This window comes from Pseudomonas machongensis (genome assembly GCF_034961125.1).
GTDB classification, from domain to species: domain Bacteria; phylum Pseudomonadota; class Gammaproteobacteria; order Pseudomonadales; family Pseudomonadaceae; genus Aquipseudomonas; species Aquipseudomonas machongensis.
Window position 1 is genome coordinate 297,862 of the sequence record NZ_JAYFUI010000180.1, and the last position, 21,015, is coordinate 318,876.

10 protein-coding genes are annotated in these 21,015 nt (G+C 62.4%); 7 read left to right on the plus strand and 3 right to left on the minus strand.

Features of this window, described 5'->3' with window-relative positions; translation table 11 throughout:
• Positions 1-45: 45 nt before the first annotated feature.
• Positions 46-2,298: an Orn/Lys/Arg family decarboxylase gene (locus VA602_RS17295; RefSeq protein WP_323453797.1), complete on the plus strand. Its 2,253-nt coding sequence runs from the start codon at positions 46-48 to the stop codon at positions 2,296-2,298.
• On the opposite strand, the gene VA602_RS17300 is transcribed toward VA602_RS17295, so the two are convergent.
• Complete coding sequence (locus VA602_RS17300) at positions 2,282-2,500, minus strand: hypothetical protein (protein ID WP_054894341.1); 219 nt, start codon at positions 2,498-2,500, stop codon at positions 2,282-2,284. The two genes, VA602_RS17295 and VA602_RS17300, sit on opposite strands and share 17 nt — an antisense overlap.
• Positions 2,501-2,656: 156 nt before the next feature.
• Here VA602_RS17300 and VA602_RS17305 point away from each other — a divergent pair, with 156 nt between their 5' ends.
• The gene (locus tag VA602_RS17305) at positions 2,657-3,217 is read left to right on the plus strand and encodes an NADPH-dependent FMN reductase (protein WP_153774783.1); all 561 of its coding nucleotides are present in this window, start codon (positions 2,657-2,659) and stop codon (positions 3,215-3,217) included.
• An 81-nt stretch (positions 3,218-3,298) separates the two neighbouring features.
• On the opposite strand, the gene phnX is transcribed toward VA602_RS17305, so the two are convergent.
• Both phnX and VA602_RS17315 read right to left on the minus strand, forming a co-directional pair.
• On the minus strand, positions 3,299-4,126 hold the full coding sequence (phnX, locus tag VA602_RS17310) for a phosphonoacetaldehyde hydrolase (RefSeq protein ID WP_323453798.1): 828 nt from the start codon (positions 4,124-4,126) through the stop codon (positions 3,299-3,301).
• A gap of 35 nt (positions 4,127-4,161) precedes the next feature.
• The gene (locus VA602_RS17315; protein WP_054894338.1) at positions 4,162-5,268 is read right to left on the minus strand and encodes a 2-aminoethylphosphonate--pyruvate transaminase; all 1,107 of its coding nucleotides are present in this window, start codon (positions 5,266-5,268) and stop codon (positions 4,162-4,164) included.
• Positions 5,269-5,378: 110 nt separating this feature from the next.
• Here VA602_RS17315 and VA602_RS17320 point away from each other — a divergent pair, with 110 nt between their 5' ends.
• The 5 genes from VA602_RS17320 (at position 5,379) to VA602_RS17340 (ending at position 20,971) form a co-directional block, all read left to right on the plus strand.
• Positions 5,379-6,281 carry a LysR substrate-binding domain-containing protein gene (locus VA602_RS17320; RefSeq protein WP_323453799.1) on the plus strand — a complete coding sequence of 301 codons (903 nt, stop codon included), beginning with the start codon at positions 5,379-5,381 and terminating at the stop codon, positions 6,279-6,281.
• Positions 6,282-6,320: 39 nt separating this feature from the next.
• Complete coding sequence (locus VA602_RS17325; RefSeq protein WP_323453800.1) at positions 6,321-10,772, plus strand: NEL-type E3 ubiquitin ligase domain-containing protein; 4,452 nt, start codon at positions 6,321-6,323, stop codon at positions 10,770-10,772.
• A 92-nt stretch (positions 10,773-10,864) separates the two neighbouring features.
• Entirely contained in the window at positions 10,865-11,902 is a 1,038-nt protein-coding gene (locus VA602_RS17330; protein WP_153774788.1) for an AraC family transcriptional regulator, read from the plus strand.
• A gap of 53 nt (positions 11,903-11,955) precedes the next feature.
• Positions 11,956-16,416: an NEL-type E3 ubiquitin ligase domain-containing protein gene (locus tag VA602_RS17335; RefSeq protein ID WP_323453801.1), complete on the plus strand. Its 4,461-nt coding sequence runs from the start codon at positions 11,956-11,958 to the stop codon at positions 16,414-16,416.
• Positions 16,417-16,516: 100 nt separating this feature from the next.
• On the plus strand, positions 16,517-20,971 hold the full coding sequence (locus tag VA602_RS17340) for an NEL-type E3 ubiquitin ligase domain-containing protein (RefSeq protein WP_323453802.1): 4,455 nt from the start codon (positions 16,517-16,519) through the stop codon (positions 20,969-20,971).
• Positions 20,972-21,015 lie beyond the last annotated feature (44 nt).

Here is a 21,015-nt window from a genome sequence, read left to right on the forward strand (position 1 = left end):
CGACTACCCTGAAATGGACACGCGTCCTTCGGAGGTAGCGGCCTGATGTACAAGGACCTCAAGTTCCCCATCCTCATCGTCCACCGTGCGATCAAGGCCGACAGCGTCGCCGGTGAGCGCATACGGGGTATCGCCGAGGAGCTCAAGCAGGATGGCTTCGCCATCCTCGCCGCCGCCGACCACGCCGAAGCGCGTCTGGTCGCCGCCACTCACCACGGCCTGGCCTGCATGCTGATCGCCGCCGAAGGTGTCGGTGACAACATCCATCTGCTGCAGAACATGGCCGAACTGATCCGCCTGGCGCGGCTGCGTGCACCGGATCTGCCGATCTTTGCCCTGGGCGAGCAGGTTACCCTGGAAAATGCCCCTGCCGAGGCGATGAGCGAGCTGAACCAGTTGCGTGGCATCCTCTACCTGTTCGAAGACACTGTGCCCTTCCTGGCCCGGCAGGTGGCGAGGGCTGCGCACAATTATCTCGACGGCCTGCTGCCTCCCTTCTTCAAGGCGTTGGTGCAACACACTGCGCAATCGAACTATTCCTGGCACACGCCTGGCCACGGTGGTGGCGTGGCTTATCGCAAAAGTCCGGTGGGCCAGGCCTTTCACCAGTTCTTCGGCGAAAACACCCTGCGCTCGGACCTCTCGGTCTCGGTGCCAGAGCTGGGGTCGTTGCTCGATCACACCGGGCCGCTCGCCGAGGCCGAGGCCAGGGCTGCGCGAAATTTTGGTGCAGATCATACGTTCTTCGTCATCAATGGCACTTCGACCGCCAACAAGATCGTCTGGCATGCCATGGTCGCGCGTGATGACCTTGTGCTGGTGGACCGCAACTGCCACAAGTCGGTGGTGCATGCGATCATCATGACCGGCGCCATCCCGTTGTACTTGTGTCCGGAGCGTAACGAACTGGGCATCATCGGACCGATTCCGCTCGACGAGTTCAGCCGCGAGTCGATCGAGGCCAAGATCCAGGTCAATCCCCTGACCCGTGGCCGCGCACCGCGCATTCGCCTGGCGGTGGTGACCAACTCCACCTATGACGGTTTGTGCTACCACGCCGGCCAGATCAAGCAGGCCCTGGGCGCGAGTGTCGAGATACTGCATTTCGACGAGGCCTGGTTCGCCTACGCCGCGTTCCACGACTTCTTCAGTGGGCGTTATGCCATGGGCACCGCCCGCGAGGTCGACAGCCCGCTGCTGTTCAGCACGCATTCTACCCACAAGCTACTGGCTGCCTTCAGTCAGGCCTCGATGATCCATGTACAGGACGGCGCCCTTCGCCAGCTTGACCGCGATCGCTTCAACGAGGCGTTCATGATGCATATATCGACCTCGCCTCAATACAGCATCCTGGCATCGCTGGATGTTGCCTCGACCATGATGGAAGGCCCGGCCGGGCGATCACTGCTGCAGGAGATGTTCGACGAGGCCCTGAGCTTTCGTCGCGCGCTGGCTAACCTGCGCGCGCACATCGCGCCCGATGACTGGTGGTTCACCATCTGGCAGCCGCCGACGGCCGAAGGTATCCAGCGCCTGGCCGCGCAGGACTGGCTGCTGGAGCCCGGCGCCCAGTGGCATGGCTTTGGCGAGGTGGCGCACGACTATGTGCTGCTCGATCCGCTCAAGGTGACCCTGGTGATGCCGGGGCTGACCGCCGAGGGCGTGCTCGGTGAGCATGGTATTCCAGCGGCGGTGGTGAGCAAGTTCCTCTGGGAGCGTGGATTGGTGGTAGAGAAGACCGGGCTGTACAGTTTCCTGGTGCTGTTCTCCATGGGGATCACCAAGGGCAAGTGGAGCACACTGCTGACCGAGTTGCTCGAGTTCAAGCGCCACTATGATGCCAATACCGTCCTGCAGCTGTGCCTGCCCAGCGTTGTGGCCGTCGCACCGTTGCGTTATCAGGGGCTGGGCCTGCGCGATCTGTGCGAGCAATTGCACGACTGCTACCGTGCCAACGCTACGGCCAAACAGCTCAAACGCCTGTTCACACGCTTGCCGGAAGTGGCCATGAGCCCAGGGCAGGCTTACGACCGAATGGTGAAGGGGGAGGTCGAGGCGGTGCCGATCGAGCAACTGCTCGGGCGTATCTCGGCGGTGATGCTGGTGCCTTACCCGCCAGGTATTCCGTTGATCATGCCGGGCGAACGCTTCACCGAGGCGACCCGTTCGATCCTCGACTACCTGGCCTTCGCTCGAGCCTTCGACAGGGGCTTTCCCGGCTTCGTTGCCGATGTCCATGGCCTGCAGCATGAAGGCGATGGGCCTTACACGGTGGATTGCGTCACGGAATGCGAATGATCTCGACGCCGCTCTGGGCCAGTTCGAAGCGGTCTTCACCCAGGTAATTGACCCGGTCGCCGATGGCCAGGCGATAGGTGGTGATCGGCGCGCCCAGGGTGCTGCCGTCCGCCTGCAAGGTCGACTCCTGGAACTCATGCACCGGATAGATGCGGCCTTCGGCGTCGCGGGCGTGGAATTGGCCGACCAGTACTGCTGCCATGTAGGTTGAAACCTCTGAAATATGGAGAAATATCTGCAGTCATAGACCAGCGAAGGGGGCGGGAAGTTTTCTTGTTACGGAAAAAAACCTCGAGGGCTAAGAAGGGTCATCTATAACTACACAGTTCCCCTTCCCCAGCAGAGGATGCAAATCGCCATGAGCCAGGTCTATTCGGTAGCGGTCGTTGTCGGCAGCTTGCGCAAGGACTCCTACAACCGCAAGGTGGCTCGCGCCCTTTCGGAGCTGGCGCCGTCCAGCCTTGCGCTGAAAATCATCGAGATCGGTGATCTGCCGTTGTACAACGAGGATGTCGAGGCCGCGGGAGTACCGGCGCCTTGGCAGCGTTTTCGCGACGAGATCCGCCGCAGCGATGCGGTGCTATTCGTCACTCCGGAGTACAACCGCTCGGTACCGGGGGCGTTGAAGAACGCCATCGATGTTGGCTCGCGACCTTACGGGCAGAGTGCCTGGGGCGGCAAGCCGACGGCGGTGGCCAGTGTGTCGCCGGGGGCGATCGGTGGCTTTGGTGCCAACCATGCGCTGCGCCAATCGCTGGTCTTTCTCGACATGCCCTGCATGCAGATGCCCGAAGCCTACATCGGAGGCGCGGCGACGCTGTTTGACGAGTCGGGCAAGCTCAGTGACAAGACTCGGCCGTTCCTGCAGGCATTCATTGACCGGTTTGCCGCGTGGGTGAAGCTCAATAGGGCGGTGTGATAGCGCTCACTGTCCTTTTCGCGGGCAATTCGCAGCGGCGAACCGCTGCGAATTGCCCGCCAATGAATCACCGCCAGGCCATCAGACCCCCTGCGGCATCTCCCCCTTGGCCAGTCGTCGATTGATATCGGCAACCACCTCCGGCAGCTCGTTGATGGTGTCGATCAAGTAATGCGGTCGCGAGCCCTCGAACAGCGCATGAATGCGCTTGCGCTCCTGTTCCAGTCTTTCGGCACCCAGCGCCTGGTATTGCTCCCAGGTCAGCCCCAGGGCATTGCCCGAGCACACCAGCGCCACGGTCCACATCCCTGCACGACGACCTTCCAGTATGCCCGGCACGGTGTCGTCCACCTTCACGCATGCGGCGACATCGTCGATGCCCAGGGCAATCACGTTGGCCAGGGCCTGGGCCGGCCATGGGCGACCATTGGGCGTTTCGTCGGTTGCCACCACGTGGTCGGCGACATAGCCATTGCGCGCTGCCAGCGCTACCACCTTGTCCATCACCACTTTCGGGTAGCCCGAGCACGAGCCGATCTTCAGGCCGTCCTTGCGTAGCCCGGTGAGGGTGTCCAGTGCACCGGGAATCAGCGCGGAATGCACGGCGATCTTCTCGATCTGCAGGGGCATGAAACGTTCGTAGATGGCGGTGACGTCGTTGTCGGTCGGGGTACGACCAAACACCTTGCGGTAACGCTCGGCGATTTCCGGCACATCGCACAGGGTGCGGATATGGTCCCATTTGCCCATGCCCATCGGGCCGCGGGCCTCCTCGATGGACACCGCGACATCGAACTCGGCAAAAGCTTCGACGAAGATCTGGGTCGGGGCGAAGGAGCCGAAGTCGACGACGGTACCGGCCCAGTCGAGGATGGCGGCTTGCAGCTGGGTGGGGTTGCTGTAGTTCATGTGCGCGATTTCCATCAATGGGGTGGGCAAAGAGGTCAGATATCCAGCACTTCCATTTCCCGCAGCACCTGGGCCACGGCATCGACGGCGGCCTGCATGCCCGCCGAACCGACCACGCCGATGCAGCCGACGCGGAAGGTTTCGACCTGTGTCAGCTTGCCGGGATAGAGAATGAAACCCTTGGCCTTGACCCGCTCGTAGAAGTCCTTGAACTGGTAGCGGGCGTCCGTGGGTGCGTGGAAGGTGACGATGATCGGCGCCTGGATGTCGGTAGGCAGGAAGCTGCGCAGGCCGATTCTGGCCATGCCGTCGAGCAGGGTCCGGCAGTTGTTGGCGTAGCGTTGGTGCCGCGCTGGCAGACCGCCTTCTTCAGCGTACTGTTGCAGTGCTTCGTGCAGTGCCGCGACCACGTGGGTAGGCGGGGTGAAGCGCCACTGGCCAGTCTTGGCCATATAGGTGTGCTGGTCGTGAAGGTCCATAGCCAGTGAGTGGGCGTTGCCTTCGGCAGCGGCCAGGGCATTTTTCTCGGCGAACACGAAGCCCATCCCAGGCACACCTTCCAGGCATTTGCCGGAGGCGGCGATCAGGGCTTCGAACGGCACCTCACGCGCATCGATGGGCAGGGCGCCGAACGAACTCATGGCATCGATGATCAAGCGTCTGCCGTGGTTCTTGACGACCTGGGCGATTTGGGCGAGCGGGTTGAGAATACCGGTGCTGGTTTCACAGTGGATCAGTGCGACGTGGGTCACGGCCGGGTCGGCGGCGAGCAGGCGGTCGACATCGGCGGCGGTGGTCGGTTGATCCTCGGCGGTTTCGAAGGTGCTGTAATTGCGGCCCAGCACCTTGCAGATCTTTGCCAGGCGCTGGCCGTACGCACCGTTGATCAACACAAGGACCTTGCCATCACGCGGCACGAGGGTGCCGATGGCCGCTTCCACGGCGAAGGTGCCGCTGCCTTGCAGGGGCACGCAGTGGTGGCTGGCGCTGGCGTCGAGAATCGCCAGCAATTGTTCGCAGACGCTGGCGGTCAGCTGATTGAAATCACGATCCCATGAACCCCAGTCCACCAGCATGGCCTGGCGGGTGCGGATCGAAGTGGTCAGTGGGCCGGGGGTCAGCAGAATCGGGGCGCTGGTCATTGCGGGACTTCCTCGGGGGCAGTGGGCAGAAACGACGGGGCTAGGTTGCAATTCGCCCATCCATCAATCAAATTGTTTGTCGTTATGCCAACCATAAGTCAGGCCGATAAATGAACCTCTTTCAACTCCGTGCCTTCGATGCCGTCGCCCGCGAGGGCAGCTTCACCCGTGCCGCGGCGCGCCTGTTCATCAGCCAGCCGGCAGTGACCGGACACGTCAAGGCGCTCGAGGAGCATTACCAGATCACCCTGCTGCGCCGCACTGCGCGGCGTGTCGAGCTGACCGAGGAGGGCACGCGTCTGGCGGCCATTACCCGGGCCATGTTCGGGCTGGCCGAAGAGGCCCAGGCGATGCTCGAAGCGAACCGTCAGCTGCTGACCGGGCGTCTGGAGGTCGCAGCAGACGGACCGCACCGGGTCATGCCGATGCTGGCGCTGCTGCGCGCACGCTACCCGGGCATCACCGTCAACCTGCGCCTGGGCAATGCCCAGGAAACCCTGGCGGCGCTGCTGTCAGAGCACGCCGATGTGGCGGTGCTGACCGAGGTGGAACCGCGCAAGGGCCTGTATCTGCAGAGTTTGGGCGAGTCGCACCTGTGCGCCTTGTTGCCGGTCGGTCACCCGTGGGCCGCCGAGCCGGGAGAGCTGGCGCTGAGGGCTCTGGACAAGCAGGTCATGGTGCTGCGTGAGCCCAGCTCGATCACCCGGCAGACCTTCGACCGGGCCTGCGCTGCGGTCCATGTGCAACCCCGAGTGGTGTTGGAGCTGGACAGTCGCGAGGCGGTAACCGAAGCGGTGGCCGCGCAGCTTGGCATCGGGATCGTCTCTTCGGCGGAGGTAGCGCATGATCCACGGGTAGTGGCGCGCCCCATGGCGGGCGCAGGGCTGCTCAACCGGCACATGATCGGCTGCCTGGAGCGGCGTCGCCCGTTGCGCTTGATCCAGGCGTTCCTGGGGTTGGCCAGTATGTCCGAAGAGGACGGGAGCAGTTCCGGCTGTGCCCCGCTGAGGTGATTGGCAAGAGTAGTCCTGGTTATCTTCCAGGAAACTCCTATGACCACCCTCAAACTCGATCACACTGACAGCTTCATCGTGGACAACATGCCTGCCTGGCTGCACGCCGCTTCGGCCGAGCAAATCACGACCTTGCGACGCCGATTCGACGAGCACCGTGCGGTGGAAACACGTCTTCAGGCCGCGTTCAAGGCGCTGAAGGCTCCCCAAGACTTCGCCTGTAGCCTCCTGAATACGGCAATGGAAAACACGCTGAAGGTCCGGTTGGACTTGCGCAAGAGCTTATGGCGCCAGCGGTGGGACAATTACAGCCTTTTAGGTGGAGAGACGCTGGTCAATCATTTCACCTTTGAACCTGCGATGAACCACCTGATGCAGAACTTCGTATCGGGGCTTAACTTTGACCACCGCACTGGTCTGATCAAGGCCGGGCCCCATGCGTCGCTGATCAGCGAGACGCTGCTCGTGGATACCGCCCGCTTGGCACAGGTGTGTCGCCAAGTTGATGCTGGCGCGCATTACCAAACGCATCTTGAGCAGGTACTGGATGATTCGGTCAGCGCATTGCTGGCCGAGGAGAAAGCCAGGCGCCTGGCGCTGGCGGCTCAGCTTGCGGTTGTGCAGGGTCGCATCGAGGCGGCCGAGCTGGCGGCGCTGGAGCCCCTCCTGGGAAGCGTGTCGACAGTGAATCCGGCACTCCCGAGTGTGCAGGTCAAGCACCTTTATCTGCTGGGTCATGCGGTATTGGGCGCCTTGCTCATAGAGCTGTCGGAGCATGCGAATACATCGGGACCTTCCGACAGCGCGGGCATATTGCTTTTTCTGCCTCATCGACCACTGCAGCGATTTGCCGACTTGAACGGCGTCGCTACTCATCTGGTCACGATGCTCGCGACCCCGCACGAGCATGAAGCCTTGCTCGCGCTGATTGCCCTCGACAGTCGCGTCGCTTTTCAGGCCATGTTGAAAAAGCGCCTGAGCGATGCGGCGCCTGACCTGGAGGTCCTCGGCAGGGTCTGCGGCAAAGCCCTGTTCGCCGAGCTCGCCGAGTTGCAGGTGAAGCAGATCAAGGATGATGCCCGTTATCTGCTGGTGCCAGTGGCGGACGTCGATGACAAGGTCAAGTGGCAACGGTTGCTGACACTGGAGTCCGTCGGCATGAACTTGCTACAGGCGGCATCGCTGTTTGTGCCAGGGCTGGGTCAGTTGTTTCTCGCGGCAACGGTGGTGCAGGTGCTTGACGAGGTCTACGAAGGCGCTGTCGACTGGTCGCGCGGTCATCAACACGAAGCCTTGGAACACATGCTTGGCGTCGCCGAACTGGTTGCTGTCAATGCGTTGGGGGCTGCGGGTGGGGCGGCGGTAGCCCGAGGTTTCCAACGTAGCGGTTTCGTGCAGGAATTGGCTCCTGTCGAGCCACGGCCAGGCACAGGGCGATTGTGGGCCCATGAGCTGGCACCTTACCGCGCCAGGAATGTGCCGCAGCACGCGCAACGTGGCCCCGATGGCCTGTACCGACATGGCGACGAGCGTTGGTGGCTGCATCAAGGCCACCTTCACGGCGTTCGTCGTGATATCGCTGCAGCTCAATGGCGGCTGCAACGAGGCGACGGCAAGTCGGGCTTTGCTCCAGCGTTGCAATGGAACGGTGAATACGGTTGGCGTCTGGCCTGGCAGCGCCCGCAGGAATGGCAGGGCGAGTCGTCTTTGCTCGGACACTTGTGGCCGCTGGCCTCCGAATTCGATGAGCAGCGGATCAAGTCGATTTTGTCGATCGCCGATATTGACCACTCGACCTTGCGCCGGCTCGTCGCCGAGCAACGAGCGCTTCCTGCTGGGCTGCGTGACACCCTCAACCGGTTCGCCGCTGATGGAAGAATCGACCAGTTCTTTCTCGCGTTGCATCATAGCCCGCAAACTGCTGAGGTGGACTTGATGCGTTTTTGCAGCAATCGCCTCAAGCTTGAGCAAATGACGTCTCAGGCTCGTGTACAAGCCATGCTTGATAACGCTGCCATGTTGCGTGAGGAGCTCATGGCACATTTGACCGAGCAGGCGGGCGGGCGCACGGACACTGCCTTGGTACAGCGTGATTTCCCCGGCTTGCCTGATGTGTATGCCGCCGATCTGCTTGACCGTGTAAGCCCCGTCCAGCAACAGCGCTTGCGAAGCAGCGGACGTTTGGACCTGGCATTGGCGGAACGCGCACGGCTGGCGTTGCACGAGGCGTGGATTTGCCGATTATTGCAAGGGTTGTACCTCAACAACGCCTACCAGCAAGAGCTGCCGAGACTGATATTCGCGTTGCTGCGCAGGGAGCCGGCCTGGCCCCGCGAAATCAACTTCGAGGTACGCCAAGGCGCTGTCGACGGACGGCTCATCACAAGCCTGTACCCGGCTGATACAGGAGGCAAGCCCAAGGTACTGGTATGGCTCGCAGGGCAGATGCACGTATTCGAGGATGGCACGCGTCTGCTCGTCGAAACCGAGGGCGCGGGTGGGCTGTTGGAGTGCTTGTGGCATTTTCTGCCCGAGGCAGACCGCCAGCGGCTGGGATGGACGGGCCAGGCAGCCATCGAAGCAATGCGTGCCGACCTCCGGCGCCGTCTACCGAACAGCCGGACCCAGGTACTCGAACTGCTGAATGTGCAGCCGCCCAAACCGACGTTCCGCCCACCGGTCCGCCTTCCGGACAGGCGTTTTGGCTATTTGATGAGTGGCCGTGGTGGGCGCGGCAGTCATGTGGCCGAACGCACGCTGGAGGATCGGGTGCGCAGCCTCTATCCAGGGTTCAGCGAAAGGCAGCTGGAGATCTATCTTCAGGTTCTCGATGAGCAGCCTGGATCTTCCTTCACAGCCTTGCTCGAGCAGGAGCAAAGCTATGTGCAACTTGACCGTGACCTGCAGAGCTGGGCCGACGATGAAGACGGTGCAGCGACGCGTCGACAGCGACGTCAGGTGGCTGATGAAATCCGTCGCTGCTGGCGTTTTCAAGGATTGGCTGGCAGGGCGCATAGCAACGGCGACCCTGGCATGGTGCTGGTACTGTCCGGTCTGGATGCGGCCGAGCTGCCGGATCTCTCCGGGCATGAGGGGTTCAGTCACGTCAGTGAGATGACCCTGTCGCACATGCAACTGCGCGATCTTCCCACGGGCTTTCTACAGCCATTTGGCAGTTTGCTGACCCTGAATCTGGACAGTAACAGGTTGACCGTAGTCCCCCCGGCGCTTTCTGCATTGCCGCATCTACGTGAACTGACGCTTTCGCGAAACGAGCTCCACATCGATGCAGCAGGCCTTGCCTTACTCGGGCAGATGCGCCAACTGCGTATGCTGGACTTGAGCGAAAACCCGCTCGGGATGTTCGGGCTGGCGCTGGATCAAATGCCGCGTCTGCGCCAGTTGGGTCTGCGCAATGTTGGCCTGACCGAGGTCCCGCGACATCTGGAACTGGGGGTCTCCCTGGACTATGTCGATCTGCGCGACAACCGCATCACCGCCTTGCCGCTGAGCCTGCGCAACCGGACTAGGCAGTGGCGGCGAAGGCTCGCGCTGGTGGGGAATCCGCTACCCGAGCAGTACCGTGACCAGTGGATCGACCCGAGCTGGACGTCTGAGAGCGAGGCCGAGAGCGACGTACACAATGGCACGCGCTGGCTGGAGCGGCTCGACGATGCGTCCCGGGTCACCCGCGCCGCGCAATGGGACCGCCTGCAGGCGGAACCGGGAAGCGCCGATTTCTTTGGCTTGATTCACGCACTGGCGGACACCAGCGATTTTCGCTTGGCGCGGGCGCACCTGGAGGCCAGGGTATGGGCCATGTTCGACATGGTCGAACGGAATACGGCTGTGCGTGAACAGTTGTTTGCGCTTGCGAGTGAGCCACGCACCTGCGTGGACAGTGTGATTTCGACCTTCGGCCTGCTGGAAGTCAAGATGCTCAGTACTGCCGTCGAGAGCGGCTCAGCGGACGAGGTCGAGACGCAATTGCTGGACCTGGCACGGAGGTTCTTCCGTCTCGACCAAGTGGAAGCCTACGCCCGAGAGGACGTCAGGCAGCGCCGCGCCGGTGGGCGAGGCGTCGATGAGGTGGAGGTAAGCCTGGCCTACAGGGTAGGGTTGGCGCAACCCCTCGACTTGCCAGGCCAACCGCGTACGATGCAGTTCGAGACCATCGCCGGGGTGAGTCGGCAAGATCTGCAGGCGGCGCAGGCCGCCGTGCTCGAGGCAGAGGCCAGTGATGCGCTGGCGGTTGACATCAGCCAAAGAAGCTTTTGGCTTGATCGTTTGCAAAGATCGCACGAAGCAGCCTTCGGGTTGATACGCGAACCGTTCGTGACGCGAATGGAGGCTGTGTATGCTCGTCGTCACAGCCTCACGGATGCCGAGTACGACGCTCAGGGCAGAGCGATCGTTGCGGAGTGTGAGTCGGCAGTAGGTGCCAAGGCACTCGAGCTGACCCGCCAGGCACTGGCACGTCAGACCGAGTGAGGCTCAGCAGACCCGGTACATGAATTGTTCAGGAGCTGGCCTTTTTTCGTCATGGCCCTAAGATGGCCTGCATTGGGCAATCTGGATAGCCGATGAGCGAGAAAGATACGATTTCCATGCAATTGGTGCGCGAAGCGCTGCTGCAGACCTGCCCGCAGGGCAAGGCTGACGCAGCGCTGCTGCGGCGTGCGGGAATCGATGAACGCAGCTTCGAGCAAGCGGATGCGCGCGTTGGTGCCGATGCCTACGCGCGTCTCTGGCGCTTGCTGGCACGTCGATGTAACGACGAATTCTTCGCGATGGACCCGCGCGGTCTGCGTAGCGGCAGCCTCTCGTTCATGTGCCAGGCAAGCATGGCGCAGCCCACGCTTGGCGCAGGGTTGGAGACTGCGCTGGGGTTTCTCTCGTTGATGCTCGAAGACCTGCAACCCGGGCTGGTGCGCCAGCAGAGCCTGGCCGAGATCACTATCAACGAACCGCGCGATGAGCCCCGGCGTGCCTTCACCTATTTTACGTTCTGGATGATTGTCCATGGCGTTGCCTGCTGGCTGGCGGGCCGACGCATTCCCATCCTCGCCATTGACCTGCGTTGTGCCGAGCCGCCGTTTTGCGACGATTACCGTGTGATGTTCTCCGAGAACCTGCAGTTCGAGCGCCCGCGTACGCGCATGATCATCGCCGCCGATTGCCTTGACCTGCCCCTCAGGCGCACGCCCGAGGAGTTGCAGAAGTTTCTCGCCGAGGCTCCGGGCAACATCCTGGTCAAATACCGAGATCCCGACAGCCTCGCTCGACGTGTGCGTCGCATCCTGGGGAAGCTCGACCCCGGCCAGTGGCCCGACGCCGAACGTCTGGCCCGCGACCTGTGCCTGTCCTTATCGACCTTGCGCCGTCGCTTGGCAGAGGAAGGGCAGACCTACCAGGGGCTCAAGGATAGCGTACGCCGACAGCTGGCGATCGACTGGCTGAGCGAGGGATCGCTGGCGATGAGCGATATCGCCGAACGCCTGGGGTTTGCCGACGCCAGTTCGTTCTATCGCGCGTTTCGTAAGTGGTTTGGCTGCAACCCAGGAGGGTATCGGGCCTTCGTACTGGGTGGCTCGCAGGTACAAGGCAAGAATTCCGGCTGAATGCCGAGTGGTGCCTGCACCAAGGTGGTGGTTCCCAACATGAGGTACCTTCGATGACCACCCCTCTGGCGGCACCCAAAGCAGACCTTGTTGATGAGTTCATTGGCGAAAACCTACCCGACTGGCTTAGCAAGGCGCAGCCGGCGCAGATCAAGGCGCTGCGAGACGGCTTCGCAGCTCATCGTCAAACCGAGCAGGGCTTGGCAACAGCCTTGCTGCGCCTGGTGCCTCTGCAAGCGTTTGCCCTGCCATTGCTGCAGCTGACACTGGAACGCGATCTGGGCCTGAAGATCGACCTGCTGTCGGTGTTGTGGCGTGAGCGCTGGACCAAGTTCTCGTTGCCGGGAAACCAGGCGTTCAATACCTACCAGTCTCATCATCCGGCGCTCTACCATCTGCTGCAGAACTTTCCTGACGATGCCGAGTTTGGCGAGGGCACTGGGTTCGTCGCCGAGCAGTCCGATGACCGCAATGCTCCGGCGTTGTTCACTGACGCCAAGGGAGTGGCTAGGGCTTGTAACCGCTTGGATATCGGCAAACGCTATCAGGCCCACCTGGCGGAGGTGTTCGACTCGTCCACCGTTGCGCTGTTGGCCGAAGACAAGCGTCAGCGCTTCGACCTCGCCATCGAAATTGCCGCGTTGAAAAAGTCATTGGTGCGAGCCGACCTTGATCTGCTACGCCTGGTCAGTGCCGGCAAGCCCGCGGGTCACGCCAGCTACGACATCGTCAGGGTGCGGCAATTAGCATTGCTCGGCCACCCGTTGGAGGGGGCCTTGACCGTCGAATTGGCCAACGTCTGGCCGCGTGGGGTGCGGGCGAGCCTGCGCGTCCAGGCAGTCCTGCTGTACCTGCCAGACCAGCCGCTATGCCGATTCGACTCTTGGCATGCATTGCAGGATGCGTTGGTGAAGCGCCTGCAGAACCCCGCGAACCAGGCGAAGCTCATCGAACGCATGGCTCTCAAGGATCGGGCGAGCTGTCTGCAACGGTTGAGTGTCCGCCTGAAAGATGCCAAACCCGATCTGGAGCCGGAGGGCGAAGTACTGGCAGGCAATGTCTTCGTCGCCCTGGCCGACGGGCAGGTAAATAGGCTGCGTAGTGATGCGCGCTATCTTGCGGTTCCCACCCAGGACGCCAATACCGAGCGCAAATGGGCCAAGCTCCGTGCCCTGGAGAGTGTGGGTGAAACATTCGTGCAGTTGGGGGGAGTATTAGTCCCGGCACTTAATGCGATGTTGATCGGCGCACAGGTGGTGCAAGTACTGGGGGAGGTATTCGAGGGCGTCGATGACTGGGCGCGCGGTCATCAGCATGAGGCACTGGAGCACCTGCTCGGGGTGGTCGAAAGCGTGGCGGTCAATGTCGCACTGGCAGGTGCGGGGCATTTCGTCGCGCGGGCCTTCAGCCGTAGCGCTTTTGTCGATCAGCTGGTACCGGTGTCTAACCAGGCTGGCACCCATCGCCTGTGGCACGAAGACCTGTCACCTTTTCGCGAGCAGGCCTTGCCCAGCGGGGCGGTGCTGGGCGAAAACGGCTTGTACAGCGATGGCGTGAATCACTGGTGGCAGCAGGAGGGATACTTCCATTCTGTGCATCAGCCCGACAATTCCGGTGAATGGCAACTGCGCCGTACCGATGGTCGTGCGGGCTTTGGGCCCACGCTGTTCGGAAATGGCGAGGGCGCCTGGCACCTGGCTTGGCAACGGCCAGGAGAGTGGCAGGGCGCGCGCACCCTGCTGACGCACTTGTGGCCGCGTGCGGCCGAGCTCGACGACGTGGGTATCACTCAGGTTCTACGAATCAGTGGCATGGACGAGGCCGCTTTGCGGGGGCTCGCCGTGGAGCGGCGTCCCCTGCCCGCAGTGCTTCGCGATACGTTGCTGCGCTTCACGGCCAGCACACGCATCGATAGGTTCTTCAACGCCCTTGAGCAAGACATTGCCCATGGCGCGGACTCGTCGTTGTTCGACTACTGCCTGGAGCAACTGATGGACCCGGCGTTGGACGGAAGTGAACTTGCCGGACAGATGATCGACGATGCGCCGCGGCTGCGCCATGCGCTGATGGCGCTTCTTTCTACGCCAGAAGTGCCGGAGGGTGCAGACCTGAGCCTGATTCGACGTGATTTTCCAGGATTGCCCGAGGCCTATGCGCTCGACCTGCTGTCTCAGGAGAACGCCGTGCTCGTCGAGCAGATGAACAGCCGTAACCGCGTCCCGCTGGCACTCGCCGAGCAGGCGCGCGAAGCCTTGCAGTCGGCACGGGTTGCCCGGGCGATCGAGGCACTGGTGCTTGGCAACAGTTACAGCAATGATCTGCCTGAACTGGTGTTTGGTCTGCTGCGTCGCCATGCTGGATGGCCTATGCGGATCAACTTCGAGGTGCGTGAGGGCAGCGCTTTCGGTCGCTTGACCAGTCGCCTGTTCCCCTCTTCTACGGCGGGTGAGCTGTGGACACTGGTCTGGGAAGAGGGAGGGGTGCGTGTGTACCAGGATGGCCTCGAGGCAGTTGATGCACCTGAGTCGCCCCTCGATCTGTTTGCCAGCCTCCTGGCCTTCCTGCCGGACGAGCACCTTGATCGCCTGGGCTGGTCTGGTGAGGCGGGGGCGACAGTTATGCGCCAGGATCTGCTCAGCTGGTTGCCCGCCCGGCGTGACAAAGTGATCAGCCTGCTGGGGATGAGCGAGATCCGTCCCAGCTTCCGCCCAGGCAGGCGCATGCCGGATGGTCGCTATGGTTATCCCCTCAGTGGTCGTGCCAGTGCCGGCTCCTCGGCGGCGCGGACTTTGCGCGACCGCGTGCGGGCGTTGTATCCGGGGTTCAGCGATTGGCAGGTCGAAACCTATGTCGAACTGCTCGAGAACTCGCCGGGTTCGGCGTTCACCAACCTGCTCAGTGAGGAGCTGGAATTTCGCAGCTTGAATCGCGCCTTGCGAACCTGGGTTCAGGACCCCCCGCTCGCCTCGGCGAGAAGTGCGCGTCAATTGCTGGCCGATGAGTTGTTGCGCAGCTGGCGTATCGAAGGTCCAATCGTACGGGGTGGCAACAACGAGCCAGGCATGCGCCTGAGCTTAATTGGTGTGCCGGTTGGTGAACTGCCGGTCCTGCCAGCAGGCACCAATTTTCGGCATGTCCTGGAGCTGAATCTGATCAACCTGGGGCTTTCGGCAGTGCCTGCTGGGTTCCTCAGGCACTTTGGCCATCTGCGCAGCCTCAACCTCAGCAACAATATGTTGTCCGAACTGCCTGGCGAGATGCACCTGCTGACCAGCCTGCGCACACTCAATCTGTCGCGCAACCAACTGCAGATGGATGCCACAGCCTACTCGGCGCTGGAGGGGCTGCAGCGCTTACGTATCCTGAATCTCAGTCGCAATCCGTTGCAGACGTTCAGCTTGTCGTTGCGACCGCTTCAACGTCTTTACGAGCTCGAGCTGCGTATGACTCAATTGAGCGTGTTTCCTGCGGACCTGGTACAGGCCGAACTGCTGGAGTACATCGATCTGCGCGACAACGGTATCAGCGAACTCCCTGACGCGCTGTTGCAAGCGCCTCTCTCTGTGCGTCAGGCGTTGCGACTGGAGGGCAACCCCTTGCCTGGCGATTATGCTGAGCGACTGTCGGGCCATGTGCCTAGCCAGGCCGTGCCTTCGTCCTTCAATGCTCGGGAGTCCTGGCTAGAGCACCTTGAAGAGGGCGAGCGTGAGCGGCGAGCAGCGCAATGGGATCGGCTTTCTGAGGAAGAGGGCAGCGAGGAGCTGTTCGCGTTGCTCGGACGACTGGTGCAGAGCAGCGATTTCCGTCTGGCCCGCACAGATCTCGAGCAGCGTGTCTGGGCGCTGCTGGACGGCATAGAGCTTGATACGCGGTTGCGTGAAGACATCTTCAACTTTGCGGCAAACCCTACCACCTGCGTCGACAGCGTGGCTTCTTGCTTCAGCGCTCTTCAGGTGCGGGCGTTCATTGCCAACGGTTTGCGCGATGTGCCCGCAGCGCAAGCCCAAAGTACCCGACTGATGCTAGGGCGCAGGCTGTTTCGTCTCGACAGGGTCGAGCAGTACGCTCGGGACGATATGGTGCAGCGGGTCGAGAATGGGGCCGGGGTCGATGAGGTCGAGGTGAGCCTGGCCTATCGGGTGGGGTTGGCCCGTGAACTTGACCTTCCAGGCCAGGCACGGAGCCTGCAGTTCGAGACGATTGCTGGCGTGACCCGTGCTGATCTCGACGCCGTGGTGGCACGCGTTCGTGAAGCGGAGGCAGGTGATGAGCTGGCGCAGTTCATCAGCGAACGCGACTTCTGGCTCGACTACTTGCGAGAAACCGAGCCCGCACAGTTTGCGGCCATCGAAGCGCCCTCGGACGAGCAGATGTCGGCACTCGACGAACGAAGGGACGAGCTCGCCGATCTGGAGTACGTGACCGAGGCCAAAGCGTTGAAGCAGTCGCGTGAGGCCGACTTGCAGGCATTGGCGTTGCGCTTGACCCGCGATGCACTGGACGCAGGTCGCTAGGCCGATCAGCCGCAGGCCATGACCGGAGCTCATTCCTCCTGCCATGGCCCGGACGGTCCAGCGAGAGTGCATGACGCGATTTGCGAAAGGAGCCTCTCCCATGACATCTATCCCTCCCTTGACCGTCGGTAAGCCCAGTGTTGCCGATGCAGTCGATGACTTTATCCGCACCGGGTTGCCCGAATGGCTCAAGCGTGCCTCACCTGCCCAGATCAACCGTCTGCGCGATCGCTTCAAGAGCAGCCGGGTCAGCCAGGACAAGGTGCGTGCGGCAACGCTCGACCTGATCCCGCTGCACACCTTCGTACTTGAGCAATTCACAGCTCTGCTCGGCGACCGGTTGCCCAAGGACTGTAAGCTCGATCAGTTGCAGTGGCTGGATGTCAGGCGCGAGTTCGGCCTGGTTCCGGGAGTGCATTGGCCGTTCTATCGACCGGGTTACGTGCGACAGCCAGGGTTGCTGCGACTGATGCAGAACTTTCACGCCGACGACGCCGCGCTCGAGGGCAGTGGGCTTGTGCATCCGGGGGCTGATGTTGTGTTGTCAGGTCCGGCGAACGATCTGGCACGCGACTGCCGCAAGAAAAATGTCGGCAGCCTTTACCAGGCTCAGCTAGCGCAGGTTTTCAGTGCATCGAACTGCGCGCTGCTGGCCGAGGACAAGCGCTTGAGCCTGAGCCTTGTGATCGAGATCGCAGCGCTCAAGGGAGAGATATCGGCGCTTGAGCAGATTGCTTTGCAGGATATCGCCCAAGGTGTGCCCGAGCAGCATGAGACGCTGCTGCGAGGTTATTCCGGCATGCTGACGGTGCTGGGTTGCAGTATCACTGATGGCCTGACCATCGCACTGCGGGACGCTGCAGGTGTGAGCAAGGGTGTCATGCTGTACCTGCCCAGTGACCCGCAGCTTGCTCTGCGGCGTTATGACTCGTGGGAAGACCTGAGTGCGGCTATGGTCACCGCGCTCGAGGACAAGGCTTACCTTGAGTTCTTCAGTGGTCTGGTTGGGTTTGAGCAGCGGCCGACGTTCCTGCAGACACTGGGCAAACGTCTGGCCGATGCCAGCCCGGATCTACAGATCGAAGGCAGGACAGTGCAGGGCGAGTTGTTCGCGGAGCTGGTGGCGCAGCAGGTGCAGCGGGTGAAGTCCGACGCACGGTACGTGCTGGTCCCGACCGCTGACGCGGATCATGCTGCGACCCAGTCACGCCTGCAGGCGTGGCAGTCGATCGGGCTCGGCTTGGCCAATCTGGCAGGGCTGTTCATTCCTGCGATCGGTGCGATTTTGTTTGGCCAGTTGGTGGTGCAGACCCTCTCGCAGGTGTTCGAAGGGGCTGTCGACTGGGCCCGTGGTCACCAACATGAAGCCCTTGAGCATCTGCTCGGCGTGGCCGAGACCGTTGCTGTCACGGCGGCGGTGGCTGGAGGGGCTTCGGTGGTTGCACGGGGGTTCGTGCGCAGCAGTCATGTTGATGGTCTGGAGCCTGTCGACGTGCAAGGCGTCGGTATGCGTCTTTGGTCAAGCGCGCTGGACATTTACGTTACCGAGCCGTTACAGCCGCGCTTGCAGGATGACGGGCTCTATCGCACTGCCGACACGCGCTGGCTGCGGGTTGGCAAGCGTTTCTTCGCCGTGCACCAGCCGTCGGGTCAAGGGGGCTGGCGCGTGCGTCACCCGCGCCGTGTGGCTGCCTACGGCCCTGCGCTGGAAACCCTCGGTGAGCGTGGCTGGCGGCTGCACCTGGAGCGACCGCTGGAGTGGTCGGACGAGACTCGGATGCTGCAGAGCCTATGGCCCCTGGACCCGGCGTTGACCCGCACCGAGGCCTTGGCCGTCCTCGACATGGCGGACGTCGACGTCGAAGAGTTGCGTGGCTTGCTGGTGGATAGCCGCGAGCTTCCGGCCAACCTGCGCGAGACGTTGCGGCGCTTCGACGCTGACCGGCAGGTATCGGCGTTCTTCAAGGCGCTAGCCGAGGATCAGCTATCCGTGGACGATGTACGTATCGAGGCGTGGTGCCTGGCGTTGCCAGACTCGCACAAGGCGGACAGTGCCGGGCTGCGTGTTGCCTTGCTGGCGCAGGAGCCGGTGCTGCGCCGCGATCTATTCCAGCATCTGGTGACCGAAAACCTGCCTGCAGATCCGCTGTGTACGCTGTTGCAGCGTGACTTTCCTGGGTTGCCTGCACGGTATGCCGTGCAGGCAACCGCCCAGGTGTCGAGCCATCTGCGCACGATCGCCGTGACTGAATCACGCGTACCGCTGGGAGTCGCGAACGACGCCCGGTCACTGCTGCAACTGGCTCGCTTGAGCCGCGCCTGCGAGTCGCTTTACCTGGATAATGTATACAGCGACGAGGGTGCCGAACTGGTTCTGGCGCTGGCAGCACGGCTACCCGGGTGGCCGCAGACGTTGCGCCTGGTGCTGCGTGAAGGAACCCTTGATGGACGGGTGGTCAAGGCCGTCGGCCCTGTTGCCGACACTGGCTCGCAAGTCACACTGGTGCATAAGGATTGCCAGTTCCAACGCTACGACCATGGCGGTCGGAAGCAGGGTGAGCCCGCGTTTTCTATGGCACAGGCGCTGGTCGACGCGCTACCGGTCGAGGTACGGACCTCACTGGGGCTCACAGGTACGAATGCAGGTCTGCTGCTGCGTGCGGCGTTGCGTGCGCAACTACCGAGCACACGCAGTGAGCGTGTAAGTCTGCTGGGCTGGACCCCACGTAAATCCTGGTTCAACCCTGGACGGCGCATGGCTGATGGGCGTGTTGGGTATCCGCTCAGTGGACGCGGGCAGCCTGGCTCCTCCTGGCAGCCGCTACTGGACCGTCTGCGCGCGATCTATCCTGATCTTTTACCCGCGCAACTCGAGGCGCTACTGAGCCAGATGCAGCAAGCGCCTGGCTCCCTGTACCGGCGGCTGGCCGAGCTTGAGCGCGATTACGAGCGACTGGAGAGGGCACTCACGGGTTGGCTGAGCGCCGGTCTTGGCGGCAGTAGCCACGCTGCCCGCGTCCAGGCGGCCGAGCGCATGCGCCAAGCCTGGCGCCTTCAGGACGGGCAGCAGACCCTGGTGATCAGTGGCGTACAACTGCAGACCTTGCCCGAGTTCGTCCACCCGACGACGTTCGCCAACGTTACCACGCTGGTCATCAGCGACACCTCGCTCACTCATGTGCCGACCGACTTCCTGCATTGCTTCAGCGCTTTGAGGGAGCTGAACCTGAGCGGCAATCATCTGCTGGCCTTGCCACGAGGTATCGTTCACCTGGTTGAGCTGCGTCGTCTGCGACTGGCGCGTAACGACATTCGCCTCGATGAAGCAGGTGTCCAGGTGCTGACGGGCCTGCAACATCTGAACGAGCTGGACCTGAGCCACAATCCGTTAGGGGCGTTGATCTTGCGCTTCAATCACCTCCCGCAACTGCGCGAAATCAGTGTGCGCCACTGCCGATTGGGCGCCTGGCCGGACGGCCTGGAGCAGTGCGGGTTTCTCGAGCGCGCCGACCTGCGCGACAACCAGATTCGTGTCGTGCCAACGGCCATCCTCCAGATGCCGAATGTCTTCCGCCGCGGTTTCATGGTCGAAGGCAATCTTTTGTCGAGCGTTGAGCTGCGAGGGCTCTATGCTCTCGACGCGATCCAGGAGCATCTGCACCTTCCAGAGCGACTGGCCCGGCAGAATGTCGACGTGGTGCGCGCCTCATGGTTAGACAGCGGCGATTCGGCCTTGTACAACGCGCAGCTCTTCCAATGGGACACGCTGCAGGCTATGCCGGACAGCGACGGGTTCTTCCAGTTGCTGGGGTGGCTGACGCTCACCCAGGACCATGCCCAGGTGCCAGGGGTGCTGTCGACACGCGTATGGTCGTTGCTCAATGCCATCAGCGTCGACACTGACCTGCGCAACCAGATTTACGCGCTGGCCGACGACAACCTGACCTGCCTGAATGCGGTCAGTGACCGTTTCAGTGATTTGCAGCGCTGCGCCGCGATTGCGCGTGCCGATGCCAACACCTTGCATGAGCGGGGCAGTGAGCTGATCACACTCGGTCAGGGGCTGTTTCGCCTGGACCAGTTGGACGCGTTCGCTCGTGCCGACATCCGTCGCCGGATCGAAGCCGGCGATAGTGTCGACCAGCTTGCAGTGCGCTTGTACTACCGAGTGAGCCTGAGGGAGCGCCTGAGCCTACCGTTCACTTCGCGGTTCATGGACCATGCCTCGGCGGCCGAGGTGACTGACAGCCAGCTTCAGGATGCGCTGGTGGCGGTGAGGGCAGCGGAGTCGATCGAAGCCCTGGGTGAAAGCCTGAGCCGGCGTGCGTTCTGGCGGCGCTATATGCTTGAGCGCCATGCTGCGGTTTTCGACGGCGTCGAAACGAACCATCAGGAACGGTTGGCGGCACTTCAGGCCAGGGCTGACCAAATTTTGGCAGAGAGCCTGGCCCTGGAGATCGAGGCACTGGAGGGCCGGCGGGACGTCGAGGAGCTCGAGATGATACGTGAGCTGACCCAGCAAATGCTGCTTGGCCGGGAGCGGGGGCTTGGCTGAAAGCTCAGGGCGCTGAGCAACAGTGACCAAACCGATCATGCCTG